18 protein-coding genes and 1 riboswitch are annotated in these 12,931 nt (G+C 44.0%); of the genes, 5 read left to right on the top strand and 13 right to left on the bottom strand.

Going from position 1 to position 12,931, the window contains the following annotated elements; all coding sequences use genetic code 11:
- Positions 1 to 13: 13 nt before the first annotated feature.
- A complete protein-coding gene (gene gcvT / locus AUL54_RS18380; protein ID WP_060964773.1) occupies positions 14 to 1,114 on the bottom strand; it encodes a glycine cleavage system aminomethyltransferase GcvT in 1,101 nt (366 codons plus the stop codon).
- A 178-nt stretch (positions 1,115 to 1,292) separates the two neighbouring features.
- Positions 1,293 to 1,393: riboswitch (glycine riboswitch) on the bottom strand.
- A 144-nt stretch (positions 1,394 to 1,537) separates the two neighbouring features.
- On the opposite strand from gcvT, the gene AUL54_RS18375 reads away from it, so the two are divergent.
- The 4 genes from AUL54_RS18375 to sinR all read left to right on the top strand — a co-directional run bounded on the left by AUL54_RS18375 (position 1,538) and on the right by sinR (position 4,743).
- On the top strand, positions 1,538 to 3,208 hold the full coding sequence (locus AUL54_RS18375; protein WP_060964772.1) for a DEAD/DEAH box helicase: 1,671 nt from the start codon (positions 1,538 to 1,540) through the stop codon (positions 3,206 to 3,208).
- A gap of 21 nt (positions 3,209 to 3,229) precedes the next feature.
- Entirely contained in the window at positions 3,230 to 4,024 is a 795-nt protein-coding gene (locus AUL54_RS18370; protein ID WP_060964771.1) for a YqhG family protein, read from the top strand.
- 176 nt (positions 4,025 to 4,200) lie between these two features.
- A complete protein-coding gene (sinI, locus tag AUL54_RS18365) occupies positions 4,201 to 4,374 on the top strand; it encodes an anti-repressor SinI (RefSeq protein WP_016938977.1) in 174 nt (57 codons plus the stop codon).
- Between the two features lie 33 nt (positions 4,375 to 4,407).
- Positions 4,408 to 4,743: a transcriptional regulator SinR gene (sinR, locus tag AUL54_RS18360; protein ID WP_003226345.1), complete on the top strand. Its 336-nt coding sequence runs from the start codon at positions 4,408 to 4,410 to the stop codon at positions 4,741 to 4,743.
- 47 nt (positions 4,744 to 4,790) lie between these two features.
- On the opposite strand, the gene tasA is transcribed toward sinR, so the two are convergent.
- From tasA to tapA, 3 genes are all read right to left on the bottom strand, one after another.
- Positions 4,791 to 5,576, bottom strand: coding sequence for a biofilm matrix protein TasA (tasA, locus tag AUL54_RS18355; protein WP_016938976.1), 786 nt, complete (start codon positions 5,574 to 5,576; stop codon positions 4,791 to 4,793).
- Positions 5,577 to 5,639: 63 nt separating this feature from the next.
- Complete coding sequence (gene sipW, locus AUL54_RS18350; protein WP_060964770.1) at positions 5,640 to 6,224, bottom strand: signal peptidase I SipW; 585 nt, start codon at positions 6,222 to 6,224, stop codon at positions 5,640 to 5,642.
- Positions 6,196 to 6,867 carry an amyloid fiber anchoring/assembly protein TapA gene (gene tapA, locus AUL54_RS18345; protein WP_060964769.1) on the bottom strand — a complete coding sequence of 224 codons (672 nt, stop codon included), beginning with the start codon at positions 6,865 to 6,867 and terminating at the stop codon, positions 6,196 to 6,198. The genes sipW and tapA overlap by 29 nt, the downstream gene beginning before the upstream one ends.
- 258 nt (positions 6,868 to 7,125) lie before the next feature.
- Between tapA and AUL54_RS18340 the strand changes: the two genes are divergently transcribed.
- Complete coding sequence (locus AUL54_RS18340) at positions 7,126 to 7,455, top strand: DUF3889 domain-containing protein (protein WP_016938972.1); 330 nt, start codon at positions 7,126 to 7,128, stop codon at positions 7,453 to 7,455.
- A gap of 40 nt (positions 7,456 to 7,495) precedes the next feature.
- Here the strand turns inward: AUL54_RS18340 and AUL54_RS18335 are convergent, their stop codons facing one another.
- The 9 genes from AUL54_RS18335 to AUL54_RS18295 all read right to left on the bottom strand — a co-directional run bounded on the left by AUL54_RS18335 (position 7,496) and on the right by AUL54_RS18295 (position 12,794).
- Entirely contained in the window at positions 7,496 to 7,675 is a 180-nt protein-coding gene (locus tag AUL54_RS18335) for a YqzE family protein (RefSeq protein WP_022552966.1), read from the bottom strand.
- Positions 7,676 to 7,731: 56 nt separating this feature from the next.
- Positions 7,732 to 8,109 carry a competence type IV pilus minor pilin ComGG gene (comGG, locus tag AUL54_RS18330; protein WP_060964768.1) on the bottom strand — a complete coding sequence of 126 codons (378 nt, stop codon included), beginning with the start codon at positions 8,107 to 8,109 and terminating at the stop codon, positions 7,732 to 7,734.
- Positions 8,110 to 8,607, bottom strand: coding sequence for a competence type IV pilus minor pilin ComGF (gene comGF, locus AUL54_RS18325; protein WP_235588382.1), 498 nt, complete (start codon positions 8,605 to 8,607; stop codon positions 8,110 to 8,112).
- On the bottom strand, positions 8,519 to 8,833 hold the full coding sequence (gene comGE, locus AUL54_RS18320; RefSeq protein ID WP_060964766.1) for a competence type IV pilus minor pilin ComGE: 315 nt from the start codon (positions 8,831 to 8,833) through the stop codon (positions 8,519 to 8,521). Before comGE ends, comGF begins: the two co-directional genes overlap by 89 nt.
- Complete coding sequence (comGD, locus tag AUL54_RS18315; RefSeq protein ID WP_060964765.1) at positions 8,817 to 9,254, bottom strand: competence type IV pilus minor pilin ComGD; 438 nt, start codon at positions 9,252 to 9,254, stop codon at positions 8,817 to 8,819. The genes comGE and comGD overlap by 17 nt, the downstream gene beginning before the upstream one ends.
- Positions 9,244 to 9,510, bottom strand: coding sequence for a competence type IV pilus major pilin ComGC (comGC, locus tag AUL54_RS18310; RefSeq protein WP_045926801.1), 267 nt, complete (start codon positions 9,508 to 9,510; stop codon positions 9,244 to 9,246). The genes comGD and comGC overlap by 11 nt, the downstream gene beginning before the upstream one ends.
- A gap of 46 nt (positions 9,511 to 9,556) precedes the next feature.
- A complete protein-coding gene (comGB, locus tag AUL54_RS18305; protein WP_060964764.1) occupies positions 9,557 to 10,594 on the bottom strand; it encodes a competence type IV pilus assembly protein ComGB in 1,038 nt (345 codons plus the stop codon).
- Complete coding sequence (gene comGA, locus AUL54_RS18300) at positions 10,581 to 11,651, bottom strand: competence type IV pilus ATPase ComGA (protein WP_045926720.1); 1,071 nt, start codon at positions 11,649 to 11,651, stop codon at positions 10,581 to 10,583. Before comGA ends, comGB begins: the two co-directional genes overlap by 14 nt.
- Positions 11,652 to 11,843: 192 nt before the next feature.
- Positions 11,844 to 12,794, bottom strand: a complete 951-nt coding sequence (locus AUL54_RS18295; RefSeq protein WP_060964763.1) for a magnesium transporter CorA family protein — start codon at positions 12,792 to 12,794, stop codon at positions 11,844 to 11,846.
- Positions 12,795 to 12,931: the final 137 nt, after the last annotated feature.

Raw genomic sequence — 12,931 nt, 5'->3', positions numbered from 1 at the left:
TGACTCTCCTTTTTCAGCTCTGTTTTGGGCGTTTATAAAACGGTGTGCGGACAATCTTTGCTTTTACCGTTTTTTTGCGGATTTCCACTTCGACTTCCGTTCCGATTTCACTGAATTCCGTTTTGATTAAGGCAAGGCCGATATTTTTCTTTAAAGTCGGAGATTGTGTGCCTGTCGTGACTTCCCCGATCAGAGCACCGTCTTTTTTCACGGCGTAACCGTGTCTCGGAATTCCCTTTTCAATCATCTCAAGCCCGACCAGCTTACGCGGTGCTCCTTTTTCTTTCTGTTCACTCAATACAGACTTCCCGAAAAAATCGGAATCTTTCTTGTGTTTTACGGCAAATCCGATTCCGGCTTCAATCGGCGTAATGTCTTTCGTCAATTCCTGACCGTATAAAGCGAGCTTCGCTTCAAATCTCAGCGTATCACGCGCACCGAGACCGCACGGAACGATTCCTTCATTCTCTCCCGCTGTAAGAATCTCCTTAAACAGATGCACCGCGTCTTCATTGCGGCAATATAACTCAAACCCGTCTTCACCGGTATAGCCTGTTCTTGAAAGCAGAACTTGGCGGCCGGCAACGTCAGCTCCATCAATAAACGTAAACGGTTTTAAGGAAGACACATCACATTCAGTCAGCTTCGCAAGAACTGCCTGAGCATTCGGCCCCTGAACGGCTAGCAGTGAAATCCCGTCAGACTGATTCGTCAGCGTGACATCCCCTTCCGCGTGTTCTGTCAGCCAAGCGATATCTTTTTCAATATTGGACGCGTTAATCACAAGCAGATAGCAGCTCTCGCTTTTCTGATAGATCAGCAAATCATCGACCGTACCGCCGTCAGGATAACACATGGCGGTATAGAGCGCGCTTCCCGGATTTAAATCGGCAACGTCATTTGTCATCATTTTTTGCAGAAAAGACAGGGCGTCTTTACCGGAGACTTCGACTTCTCCCATATGGGATACATCAAACAGACCCCCCTTTGTGCGGACGGCTTCATGCTCCTCTTTAATAGAAGAAAATTGAACCGGCAGCTCCCATCCTCCAAAATCAATCGTTTTTCCGCCGTATTCTTTATAAACGTCATAAAGCGGTGTTCGTTTCAGCATCATCTTCCCCCTTCAGTCATTGGCGCATTGTAAAGACATATAAAAAAGGACAGAGAAACACCTCATGAAAATGAAGGTTTCTCTGTCCCGGCACCTGAAAGTTTACTTTATGAAAACATCATAAAGACGTCCCCTTTGGTGGTCTGCTGCTTCAAACCGCAGACACTCTCCAGAGTTGCGTCGAGCAAGAGTTCTTTTGCCTGAGAGATTCACTCCGCAGTTTGCTCCTTCGGCGCCCGGATGCACATTTTTCGTCCGAGTCTCTCCCCTTGCTGTCATTCGCTCATATTTACCAATTGTTATGGACATACTAAAGCAATATCTTAGGTGAAATGATTACTTATATCCTACCACCCTCACATACGTCCGGCAACAAAAATGATGATAAATCAGTTTTTTAAAAGAAAGGCGGTTTTGTTACATATGACAGCAGAGATCATATTTGATGCAAACTGGCCGGGAGAGTTTTCTGAGCGGCTGAAAACCGACGGTCCCTGGTCAAATTGGGAGATGTACAAACTGTCGGCTGAAGTCCAGCAGACCCTTGCCATTCCTGAATTCGAAGGGTTGAGGGCTCCTTTATACCTGCCCGATTTCACTCCGCTTCCCCATCAGCTTGAAGTCGCGCAGAAAGTCGTTGAAAAAATGAATGGCAAAGCGATTTTGGCTGATGAAGTGGGGCTCGGAAAAACGGTCGAAGCGGGACTGATTTTAAAAGAATACATGATTCGCGGGCTGGCCAAAAAAATCCTGATTCTTGTGCCGGCATCACTCGTTTCCCAGTGGGTGAAAGAGCTTCAGGAGAAGTTTTTAATACCCGCTGTTGAACAGAAGAAAAGCTATGTGTGGGAACAGTGCGATATCGTCGTTTCTTCTATTGATACGGCAAAACGCTCGCCACACAAGGACATTGTGCTTTCGATTCCGTATGATCTCGTCATTATTGACGAAGCGCATAAGCTCAAAAACAGCAAAACGAAAAATTATGAATTTGCGAGAAGTCTTGTGAAGAAATATTGCCTGCTTCTGACGGCGACCCCGATTCAAAACCGGATCGAAGAAATTTTCAATTTAGTGTCACTGTTAAAACCCGGCCACTTAGGAAATGAAAGCGGATTTCAAGAAACGTTCAATCAAAAGGACGGGATTGACGCTCATGAGCATTTAAAAGAGCTCGTCAATAAAGTGATGATCCGCAACACACGGAGCGACACGGGGCTTACATGGACGAAGCGCCACGTGGAAACAGTGCCGATCACCTTTTCACCGACGGAACAGGCGCTCTACGATGACATTAACGCACTGAAAAACGGCACGGAAAAGCCCGCAAGCGCATTTTCCATTATGACGCTGCAACGGGAGTGCTGTTCAAGCAGGGAAGCCGTGTATATGACGCTTAAAAAAATGCTTGATCAAAAAGACAAACAAGCGCCCGCTTTCGATGAACAGACGATTGCCAATTTAATGGACCGCATCAATCAAGTCACGCAAAACTCAAAAGCGATTCAAGTTGTTGACTTGATTAAAAAGATTAATGACAAGGTCATTATTTTTACTGAGTATCGGGCGACACAGATTTACCTGCAATGGTTCCTCCAGCAGAACGGCATAAGCTCCGTTCCGTTCAGAGGCGGATTTAAGCGCGGGAAAAAAGACTGGATGAAGGATCTCTTCCGCGGCAAAGTGCAGGTCCTGATCGCTACAGAAGCCGGAGGGGAAGGAATCAACCTGCAATTTTGCAACCATATTATCAACTATGACCTTCCGTGGAACCCGATGCGGCTTGAACAAAGAATCGGTAGGATTCACAGACTCGGTCAGGAAAGAGATGTCCACATCTACAATATGGCGACAAAACATACGGTGGAAGAGCATATCTTAAAACTCTTGTATGACAAAATTCATTTATTTGAAAATGTCGTCGGAGAACTAGATGACATTTTAACAAAAATCAAAGTGAGCAATTTTGAAGATCATTTACATGATATTTTATGCCACTCGCTGACAGAGGAAGAAATGCGGATCAAAATGGACAACCTTACCTCTTTCTTATCGTACGGTACGGAAAAACCCGCCAGAAAAAAAGGCTCTTAATTTAAAAGGAGGAAGCGCGACATGAGACAGCAGGAGGTTCACCAATTTTTACTGCGCTTTTTTGAAGCGAACCACTGCCCGATTACTGAACACGGGCCGGGTTTTATGACGGTTCAGTTGACGGTCGAGATGGACAAACAAATTATGAACCGCCCGTTTTATTGGCATTGGCGTGAAAAAACGGGCGGCGAACCAAACCCGATGAAGATCACGTTCATCACTGATAAAGAAACGGCTCCGGAGGATATGGACGGCGAGTTTATTTACTTTGGAGCCCCGCGCCTCTTTCAAATCTTTCAAGCAGTTAAACAAAATGGGAGATTTACAAGAATATATGAGAAAATTGTATCAGCCGGAGCCAGAGTGCCGCTTCAGCCCTGGCTTGGATTAAATGTAGTGATTTCATACCAATCCGACATGAAAAAAGACAGACTTTTGTCTTTAGGCCTGCATCTTGTTTCTGGAACAATCGTTGAAGGATTTCAGCAGAAGCTTGCACCGCTGCCGATGACATCACAAATATCAGACTATTGCTTTACCATATCGCCGATGATTAAGCCGGAAAGCGGGATTAAAAGGATGGAGCATTACTTAAAAAACGCCGCCGCAAAAGAACCGTCAGACTGGGCCGACAGCGCGATCGCCAGATGGAAGAAGGATCTCAGGCTGCTCGATCAGTTTTATGAGCAGACAGAGGAAAAACCTGAGGAATACCACTTGGAAAAACAAGCGCTGAAAGCCTTATATCAGCCGAAAATCCACATTCAGATCGAAAATGGCGGTTTATTTTTCCTGCAAAGTAATTTTTCTGGATAAGCGTTATCCATTCGACACCTTTCCCGTTTTTTCTAGAAATTCTATATTATAATAAAAGTATACAGAAAAAATTTCTGGCGTTTCGCATGCGATGAATCACTTCCAGACATGTAAAGATAAGGTCATGGGCGGATTGGCTGAAATACATAAACAAGTATTTTAGGAGGAGAAAATGCATGAAAAATGCAAAAATGGAATTTTCGCAATTAGATAAGGAATGGGTTGAGCTGATATTAGAAGCTCAAAAAGCAAATATCAGCCTGGAAGAAATACGCAAATACCTGCATTCGCATAAAAAGTCTTCTCAACATATCCAGGCCGCCAGAAGTCATACCGTAAATCCTTTCTGAATGTGCTATAATATCACAAGGAAGGTGATGACATTGATTGGCCAGCGTATTAAACAATACCGAAAAGAAAAAGGCTACTCACTATCAGAACTAGCTGAAAAAGCTGGGGTAGCGAAGTCTTATTTAAGCTCAATAGAACGAAATTTACAGACGAACCCCTCCATTCAATTTCTAGAAAAAGTCTCCGCTGTTCTGGACGTCTCGGTTCATACTTTACTTGATGAAAAACATGAAACCGAATACGATGGTCAATTAGATAGTGAATGGGAGAAATTAGTTCGTGATGCGATGACATCCGGGGTATCAAAAAAACAATTTCGTGAATTTTTAGATTATCAAAAATGGAGAAAATCGCAAAAAGAGGAGTAGTGCCGCCATATGTGCACAACTCCTCTTTTATCTGCCCGCCGTTCGGATTAGTTTTTATCCTCACTGTGAGCCTTTTCGTTTTCCTTCACGTAACCGTCTTTATCCGTATGATCTTTTGTAATGGTCAAGCCGTTCCATTGCGTCGCTTCAAAAGAGAATTGAAGAGAAATCGCATTGCCCTGGAATTTGTTTTGGACACTCAGTCCGTCCGCACCTTTTGCAGTATCATTTTTAAATTGGATTTCCATCCGCACCTGATCATAATCAACAGGCGTTTTCGGAACTCCGTCATACTCAGGCGCCGTCTTGCCATTAATGGTTGCTACATTGACTTTTCCGCTCTCGCTCAGGAATTTCGGATCAATGTGTTTGCTGATCGCTTCGGCGGCTGCTTTATCCTGTTTTGTTGACATTAAGTATAAGTCTTTCAGGCTGGCTGCCTTCAAAATGATATTTTTAGGATAGCCGTTGCCGCCTTCTTTGCCGACTGTCAGAACCGTAATTTCAAACTGGCTGAGGAAATCTTCCGCAGATTCGTTTCCTTTTTTCGCTCCTTTGAAGTCAGTAAAATTCAAAGCCATCAGCACTTCTTTAATGGCAAGTGAGCCATTATTCCTGAATTCAAAATCTTTCGTCAATTTATCACCTGGTTTTAAGTTTGACAAATTGACATTGGCTGATTGTTCTTTAGCCGATAAATCAAGCGTTCCTGACGCAAATGTGGCGTCCGTCGACTTCACATCATTAAATGCGGCCCATGTGCCTCCTCCCACTAATGCTAAACCGAGTGCGGCTGAGGCAACGCCCAAGCTTAATTTCTTTTTCATACCCATGTTTGTATTCCCCCTACTTTTTCTTTTTTGTTATCAAATCCTGTCGCCAGGTTGCAACCGTATTCATGTGGACATCGTCCCGTTTTTCGCATGTTCTTCCAGCGCTTTCGTCTTCCGCTCGATATCGCGGAGAGCGCTGACAATAACAGTTATTGAGTAAATCAAAAGCATGACGCCGGGAACGATTAGCAGAATCGCCGTTCCGATCGGCTGGCTTGCCAAATGTATGACATATCCCGCATACGGAAGCTGATATCCCGTATACTGAGCCACCACGTTTTCAGCTTGAACAGGAGCGGCATCCGGAGCGGCATTATGGTCTCCTTTTGTCTCAAACATCAGGTGCCCGCCCTTTTTTGTGATCCCGATAATTCTGTGTGTTACGGCTGATCCGTCATTTTGTGTAAAAGTGATGACATCGCCTTTTTTTAAATCATTCACGTCAGTAATTTTCTTTACCGCTATGAGCGAACCCGTCTTAAATTCCGGGTCCATTGAACCCGACAGCACGGATTTAAGCGTATAGCCGAAGATGGCCGGCTCACCGCCGGAAGCCCGGGTCGAGATCACCGTTAAGGTCAGCACAATAATCAAACTGAAAATGACGGCATACAAAATATTACTGATCAGTTTCAGCGTTCTTTTCATGTTCTTCCCCGCTTTCTTTTACCGGCTCAGCCGGCTCTTTCTCCGTTTTCTTTAGATCGGAAACGGTCGCCTGTTCCCGGCATTTGACAAGCTTCATCGGTTTTGACCACTCATACTTTTCATCATCCGCAGGATACCCTTCAGGCTTGTAAACCTTGAATGCGTATATGCCTGGCTGCAGGGTCCGCTTTGACTCAATTTTATAAATCGTTTTGCTTTTTTTATCAGTAATAAGCCCTTTGTCCACAACATTCCCGTTTTGCAGAGGCTGTTGCTGAGAGGCGATTTTATGAAGTTCCCATTTCCAGTCAGAAACAGTCCGCTCTTTTCCCCTATTCTCCAGCTCAGCATAGAGTTGAAGCGGCGCACACACGGCGCCCGACGTATCAGTTTGATTTGTTATATGTAAATCACTTTGATCCCAGCGTTCGTCATAACGGCAATTGTCATCGGTATATCGAAAATCTCCGCACGTTTGAACCGGAAGACTGAAGCTTTTCACATCATTAAAGGAGGAACTCGTGTCACCCGTAAACTGAGCACATATCGTCACGGACAGACAGAAAATGAATGAAAGCCGCAAAAACAGCATGATCCTCCATCTCCCCTTACCGCTTTTCTCCATTCGCAACAATCGGAACATGCCTTACCCCCTGTAAAACTGTTAATAAATATAACAATCGTTCTTTTTAAAGAACTGCACAAACAAAGTATAATCAAGGTTTATCATCTTGAAAAATGTCAAAAACGGTCAAATTGTTCGTTTTTAAGAATATAATCTTTTAAAAACATCGTTTTGCTCCAAATTACACACCTTTTTGGAATTTTTTCTAATAAAACGTGAGAAAATAATGAAGTGTTCAAAACAAATTGGGAATAATATATAGCGAAGGGACGAAGAATGATGATCAAACAAAGTCTGATTTGCCTTTCTCTTCTTGTTTTCGGGGTTTCAGGAATGGATCAGGCGGAAGCGGCGCCTTATTATGCTGTTCACCATAAATCAAAATGGGAAAAAATCGCGGAAAAAGAAGCTAAAAAAAGATATCCGCTCGCTCAAACGTTATTTATTCAAAAGGTGTGGGACCGTAAAAGAACAGATGAAGCGGTAAAACAATACCACCTGACATTACGGGAAGGCGCTAAAGAATTTGGTGTGTTTGTTACGATTTCTTTTAATCCCTACAGCCAAAAAGTAAATAAAATTGCCGTCATTGAGGAATACCAATAAAGGCCCTCCTGTATCAGGAGGACCTTTCGTGTGCTACACTTTATTTTTTCCGCTGCATCCACAGCTTAAAACTATACGGCAATATTCCGAACCAGTGCTGGGAAGCCGGCACTTTCTTTTCTTTCCGCACTTCTTTTCGCTCTTTCCGTTCCTGTTTCGGCGTATCGAAATATTTAACGAATTGCTCAGTCATATATTTTACATAATCGTTTGTTTTCACGGCTCTCACCTCATATTGCTGTCTTTACTATGAAGTGTTGTCCCGCCGCCTCTTTTTTATACTTCTGTCCATTGAATCAGCTGTTTCTTCTTCTGATTGAACAAAAGGTGAACCTCCCGTCTCGTCCCTGACGCTGTTTCCGCCTGAATTGTAACCTGAACCGTTTCCCGCTTACCGCTTTCGGTGATCTGAAAGGAAACGGTTCCGTATGGAAAACGATGTGTACCGGTTCGGCCCTTTTGTCCCTGTATCACATGACGGCTTGACAGCAGCGCGCCGTTTTGAAGCAGGTTCTCACCGATCCAGTACTCCCCGGCCTCTTTTGCAAAGGTTTTTCGGGTGATGAAATCAGATGAAGTATAGCTGATGACAAGTAAAACCGCGGCAGAAACAAACAGAACCGCAGGATATATAAACCCGTCAGATTTGTACATTTAATCACCTTTTAAAGAGCTGTAAATCGGAATGGCCGCCTGATTCTTTTTACCTGTATCGCTTGAGATCTCTAATAAAAGCAGGCCGTTTTTCACACCAGCCGTTAAAGATGCCGCATGATGCAGGATCGGCACGTGGCCTTTTCCGTTCACTCTTTTCCTTATCATCGTATGGTAGATTTCAAAACGCACTTCTTCGCCTCCTGCTTTCCGGCAGCTTAATGCCTGTCCGCCGTCCGCCGGCTTTACAGTCTCGGCCTGTTTACATTCATTCATAATCTGCTGAACGGCAATATGATACTCCCGGCTGTCTATTCCGCCGTTATCGCTTTGGCCGGATAAAAACAAATGTAAAATCGGGCTCAGGGTGCTTGATAAGAAGAGACAGACTGCCAAGGAAAACAAAACATTAAGAAGCGTAAAGCCAGTCTGTTTTGAGAATGCTGAGACACATTTCTTTTTCGCCGCGGACAGCCGCACAGACTTTGTAATAATCACCTTCCTCCTTCCACGTCACACCGGGAGACGGCTGCTTTTTTCCGGACATCATATAAGCGCTGATGCGTTCCTGGAGAAGCTGGCGCGCTTTTTGGCGTTCCTCTGTTTTTAGATTATCCGTCAGCAGGTCCGTCCAGACCGGAACGATAGAAATCATAAGAAACAGCCAAATGGCCATTGCTGATAGTGTTTCAATAGTAGAGAATCCTTTACTTCCGTTCTGCATGGACATTTCCGCTCCCTAGGTAAACTGTTATTTCATAAGTGACCCCTGCGTGCTTCAATTGAATCTTTCCGCCGGAATTCGGATGGCCTTTTTCATTAAATTCAAGGCTCTCCGGCAAGGTCATAAGTGTCATATGAAGCGAATCAAATGAACGCTCGACAGCCTTTCCGGCTGACTGGAACTTGTATTTATGCTCTTTGGGGAGAAAAATGATTTTTGTTCTTTTATGCTCTGCGACAGCCGTTTCCTGAACAAGCTGAATATCTTTTTGGAGCTGTTCTGTTTTTTGCCGAACGGTCAGATGGGTATAAACCGGAGGAAGCGCCGTGAACAAGACCGTCAGCAGAACGGACGCCAGGCTTAACACAATCAGGCTTTCAAGAAGCGTGAATCCGCTTTCTGTCAGCCTGTTATTGTTCAACTGTAACTTCCCCGCCGCTAATTAAGATCTGTTTTCCATTCGGACAGGCTGTATTCTTTTTGATATATCCCTCTGATTGTAAGTCTTTCATATCCGGCATTTTTCCTTCATGGTCGATTTCGTACGCCGTCACTTGGGCTTTCACCATATTCTGCAGTCCTTCACAGCCTTTATGCTGTATGCTTTGATTATGTTTTGTAACGTTAGGAATCGTTATTAAAAGCAGAATTGAAACGATAAATAACACGATCAGCATTTCAATTAAAGTAAATCCATCTTGATTTTTCAGACGAAGCACTCCCTTACATTTGGTTCATCATCTGGTACATCGGCATCAGCATTGACATATAGACAATCAGAATCATACCGGCTACAACGCCGTAAATGACAGGCTGGAGAATGCCTGTATACTTCTCCGCGTTTTGTTCAAGGCGCTCCATCATAAACTGACTGTACGTATAAAGCTCGCGATGAAGCCTGCCGTTTGCCTGTCCGTGGCTGACTGCAGCCGCTAAATCTTTTTCATAACACGGATGCCCGGAAAGAGCGGATTCTATTGTCTCACCTGCTTTCAAACGTGTAATGAGCATATCCGCTTCTTCACGATAAAAAGGCAGAAAAGATTGTTCCTTAAAAGCCGTTAAGCTGTCATAGATAGAAAGACCGGATTTCAGAAGACTGCTGAGCTGTAAAGAGAAAAAGTAGCTGTTAAAAAGAACGGCTGCTTTTCCTATTAAGGGGATTTTCACAACAATAAGCATTTTGTCTTGCGGGGATTTTTTCTTACATAAAAACCAAACGAACAAAAACAAGCAGAAAGCGGCGGACAGCGCCAGTGCGCAAGCTTCGTGAAAATGCTGAAAAAACGCAAAGATGAAAGCAGTCGCATCGGAAGTATTCATATTCATTGATTGATAAATCCCAGAAAACTGCGGAATAATTAAACTTTGCAAGATATAAAACATGACACAGACGGAGCAGATTAAAAACATCGGATACCGGAGCATTTTTTTGACTTGATTCGTCTGCATGAGCTTTCTCTGTAACAATTCGCCGCTTTGTTTCATCGCCCCGGGCAATTCTCCATGTTTTTCCGCAAAATAGCAGATAGAGACGGCTTCTTTATGAAAAGACAATGCCTCAAGCACTTCGTAAAACGCATCGCCCTCCCTCAGCCGGCGGATTCCGTCCGTCAGCTCTGCAAGCTGGCGTTTATGAAGCTGGAGTTTCAGCAGTCTGAGCCCTTCGATCAGACTGTACCCTTTTTCGGCCATTTCACCGAGCCTTTTCAAAAAAGCCGCTTGATCTTTCAACGGCCAGGTTCTTTTAATCCGCTTCATGATACACCCACCGATCGTAGTTGTCAGTCGTGACATAGCCGAGCGCGATTCCTTTTCGGATCAGCCTGCGGAGCGTCTGATATTGAAAATTGGCGTGCTCTCCTTTTGCTTCCTGAAAGCATTGGGTGAGATTTTTCCCGTAAAGCAGTTCATAGATTCCCGCACGGCGCGTCTGCCTGTAAAGCCGGCAGTACACGGAGCAGTTTTCCGCTTTGCAAAACGGACACGTTAAATCAACCAGACGCTGAGCGGCAATGGCAATAACGGTTTGTTCAATTTCCGTCATGTTCACCCCAAACTCCAGCAGCCTGTATATAGCGCCCTTAGCATCTCTTGTATGCAGGCTTGAAAGAACGAGGTGCCCCGTCATAGCCGCGCGGACTGCAATTTCAGCCGTCTCGGCATCCCTGATTTCCCCTAAGATGATCATATCGGGGTCATGTCTTAAAATCGCTTTTAAACCGGCGGAATATGTGACTCCGGCTTTTTCATTCACTTGAACTTGTAAAACATCTTCATCTCTCGTTTCTACGGGATCTTCAAGCGTGACAATCCGCCGGTTGAAATGACGTTTTGCATAATTGACAAGCGAATAGAGAGTGGTCGTTTTTCCAGATCCGGTCGGACCGGTAAAAAGAATCAGGCCGTGGGAATGCTTCAGAAAGGACAATAGTGCGGCGCCTGCCCCCGGAAATAAGGACAGTTTATCCAGAGGGGGAATCTGCCGCTTAGGCAAAAGCCTGATGACAAGACTTTCATCATTCATTGTCGGTAAGGTTGACATCCTTAAATGAACGGTTTCGGATGGAAGCGGCAGAGACAATGATCCGTTTTGCGGCTTTCGTCTTTCTCCTATATCCATCGCCGATAAAAACTTAAAATGAGAAATAAGCCTTACGCATTCCTCTTTTTTTAAGACTCTTTTTTTCACAAGAGCATGACCAATGCGAAAATGAATGAAAGCATCCCTTTCACGCGGCACAATGTGTATATCTGAAGCTCTTGCCGTATAGGCCTCGTTTATAATGTTCCTGCTGTATGTTTCAATATTCTCCATAAGATTTCCCTCCTTCCGACACGTATTGTAAATCAAATAGACAAGAGCCGGCAAAAGAGAAATGATGCTTTTTACACAGTGTAAAACGTAAAAAAATCAAAAATCAGCTGCATGATATTGATTTACTGAATGAAATTGGGAACCATTCAGTCATTTTCAGCCGCCAAAAAAGCAGGCGTGTGCCTGCTCTTCTTAGCGTTTCTTTTCTTTCCGCAAATATTTCTTTTGATTCTCCCGCAGAATATCCCCTGTCCAGCCCTTCTGCCGCAGATAAATGTAAATCAGCAGGGTTGATACGATAATAATCACGATGGAACAAATATACGAATATTTCCAATGAAGCTCCGGCATATTATCAAAGTTCATCCCCCAGAGAGCGCCAAGCGCCGTCATCGGTGTAAAGAGAGTTGTAAAGATCGTCAATGCTTTTACAATTTCATTTCCTCTTTGAGAGGTAATGACTTCCTCGGCATGCAGCAGATTGCTCAGCTCCTGATCGAACTCATTGATATATGTAATCCCTCTTTCCATCTTTTGATGAGCCCTGAGGTAATCTTTTTGCCTGTCATTTTTCGGAAGAAACGCTTCTTTTAAAGCCATTTCCACTTTTTTAGCCCCCAGTATCAGGCCTTTCCAAATGAACAGCTCGTGGCGCAGCTTATGCACGTTTTCCAAGATTCCTTTGCTGTTGTCATCATGAATCTGCCATTTCAGCGTCCGCTGCTTGACTTCAAATTCATCCAGTCCGATCAGATAGGAATTCATCAGCTCTCCCAGCAGAACAAAAAAGCCTTCAATCGGATTTTCACAGGTTTGAATCTGCTGTGTGGCATGCTTTTCTTTTACACCGCGCAGCAGCGAAAAATCAAAATTAATCGTAAAAAAGAAGTCTCTCGTAATATAAAAGTGAAATACGGTATGGTTTTTTTCATCATCTAATCCTTGATGATAGATTAAAGAGCCGAAAACCGCTTCATTATTCTGATCATTTGTATCTGCGCGCAGAAAGTTTATATGATTTTCATGTTCAAACCACTTTTCGCATTGCGGCCAGTGATTGTGGTGGATCATTTTTTTTGCTTCTGCTTTTTCATGCGGACCGAGCTGGTACCAAAACCAGTCCGTCCCTGAATGTACCTTCATCTCTTGTCAGCCTCCAGTTTCGCTTTCTTTTTTAATTACCGTAAATGAAGCAGGCTAAACCAGGTTTGATGTTTGAGCAGCTTTCCAGAGTGGTATTATTCCGAAAAAAGGGAGGTGCAAGCCTTCCTTCGCGGAAG

The sequence above is a fragment of the Bacillus sp. SDLI1 genome (assembly GCF_001553895.1).
Taxonomy (GTDB): Bacteria; Bacillota; Bacilli; order Bacillales; family Bacillaceae; genus Bacillus; species Bacillus siamensis.
The sequence above is the reverse complement of the archived record's forward strand: the minus strand, read 5'-3'. Positions and strand labels throughout refer to the sequence as shown.

Excerpts from the sequence above, each read along its gene's own strand:
- gcvT (WP_060964773.1), bottom strand. The coding sequence starts at position 1,114 with ATGCTGAAACGAACACCGCTTTATGACGTTTATAAAGAATACGGCGGA.
- AUL54_RS18375 (WP_060964772.1), top strand. The coding sequence starts at position 1,538 with ATGACAGCAGAGATCATATTTGATGCAAACTGGCCGGGAGAGTTTTCT.
- AUL54_RS18370 (WP_060964771.1), top strand. The coding sequence starts at position 3,230 with ATGAGACAGCAGGAGGTTCACCAATTTTTACTGCGCTTTTTTGAAGCG.
- sinI (WP_016938977.1), top strand. The coding sequence starts at position 4,201 with ATGAAAAATGCAAAAATGGAATTTTCGCAATTAGATAAGGAATGGGTT.
- tasA (WP_016938976.1), bottom strand. The coding sequence starts at position 5,576 with ATGGGTATGAAAAAGAAATTAAGCTTGGGCGTTGCCTCAGCCGCACTC.
- sipW (WP_060964770.1), bottom strand. The coding sequence starts at position 6,224 with ATGAAAAGAACGCTGAAACTGATCAGTAATATTTTGTATGCCGTCATT.
- tapA (WP_060964769.1), bottom strand. The coding sequence starts at position 6,867 with ATGTTCCGATTGTTGCGAATGGAGAAAAGCGGTAAGGGGAGATGGAGG.
- AUL54_RS18340 (WP_016938972.1), top strand. The coding sequence starts at position 7,126 with ATGATGATCAAACAAAGTCTGATTTGCCTTTCTCTTCTTGTTTTCGGG.
- comGG (WP_060964768.1), bottom strand. The coding sequence starts at position 8,109 with ATGTACAAATCTGACGGGTTTATATATCCTGCGGTTCTGTTTGTTTCT.
- comGE (WP_060964766.1), bottom strand. The coding sequence starts at position 8,833 with ATGCAGAACGGAAGTAAAGGATTCTCTACTATTGAAACACTATCAGCA.
- comGC (WP_045926801.1), bottom strand. The coding sequence starts at position 9,510 with ATGCTGATCGTGTTATTTATCGTTTCAATTCTGCTTTTAATAACGATT.
- comGB (WP_060964764.1), bottom strand. The coding sequence starts at position 10,594 with ATGAAGCGGATTAAAAGAACCTGGCCGTTGAAAGATCAAGCGGCTTTT.
- comGA (WP_045926720.1), bottom strand. The coding sequence starts at position 11,651 with ATGGAGAATATTGAAACATACAGCAGGAACATTATAAACGAGGCCTAT.
- AUL54_RS18295 (WP_060964763.1), bottom strand. The coding sequence starts at position 12,794 with ATGAAGGTACATTCAGGGACGGACTGGTTTTGGTACCAGCTCGGTCCG.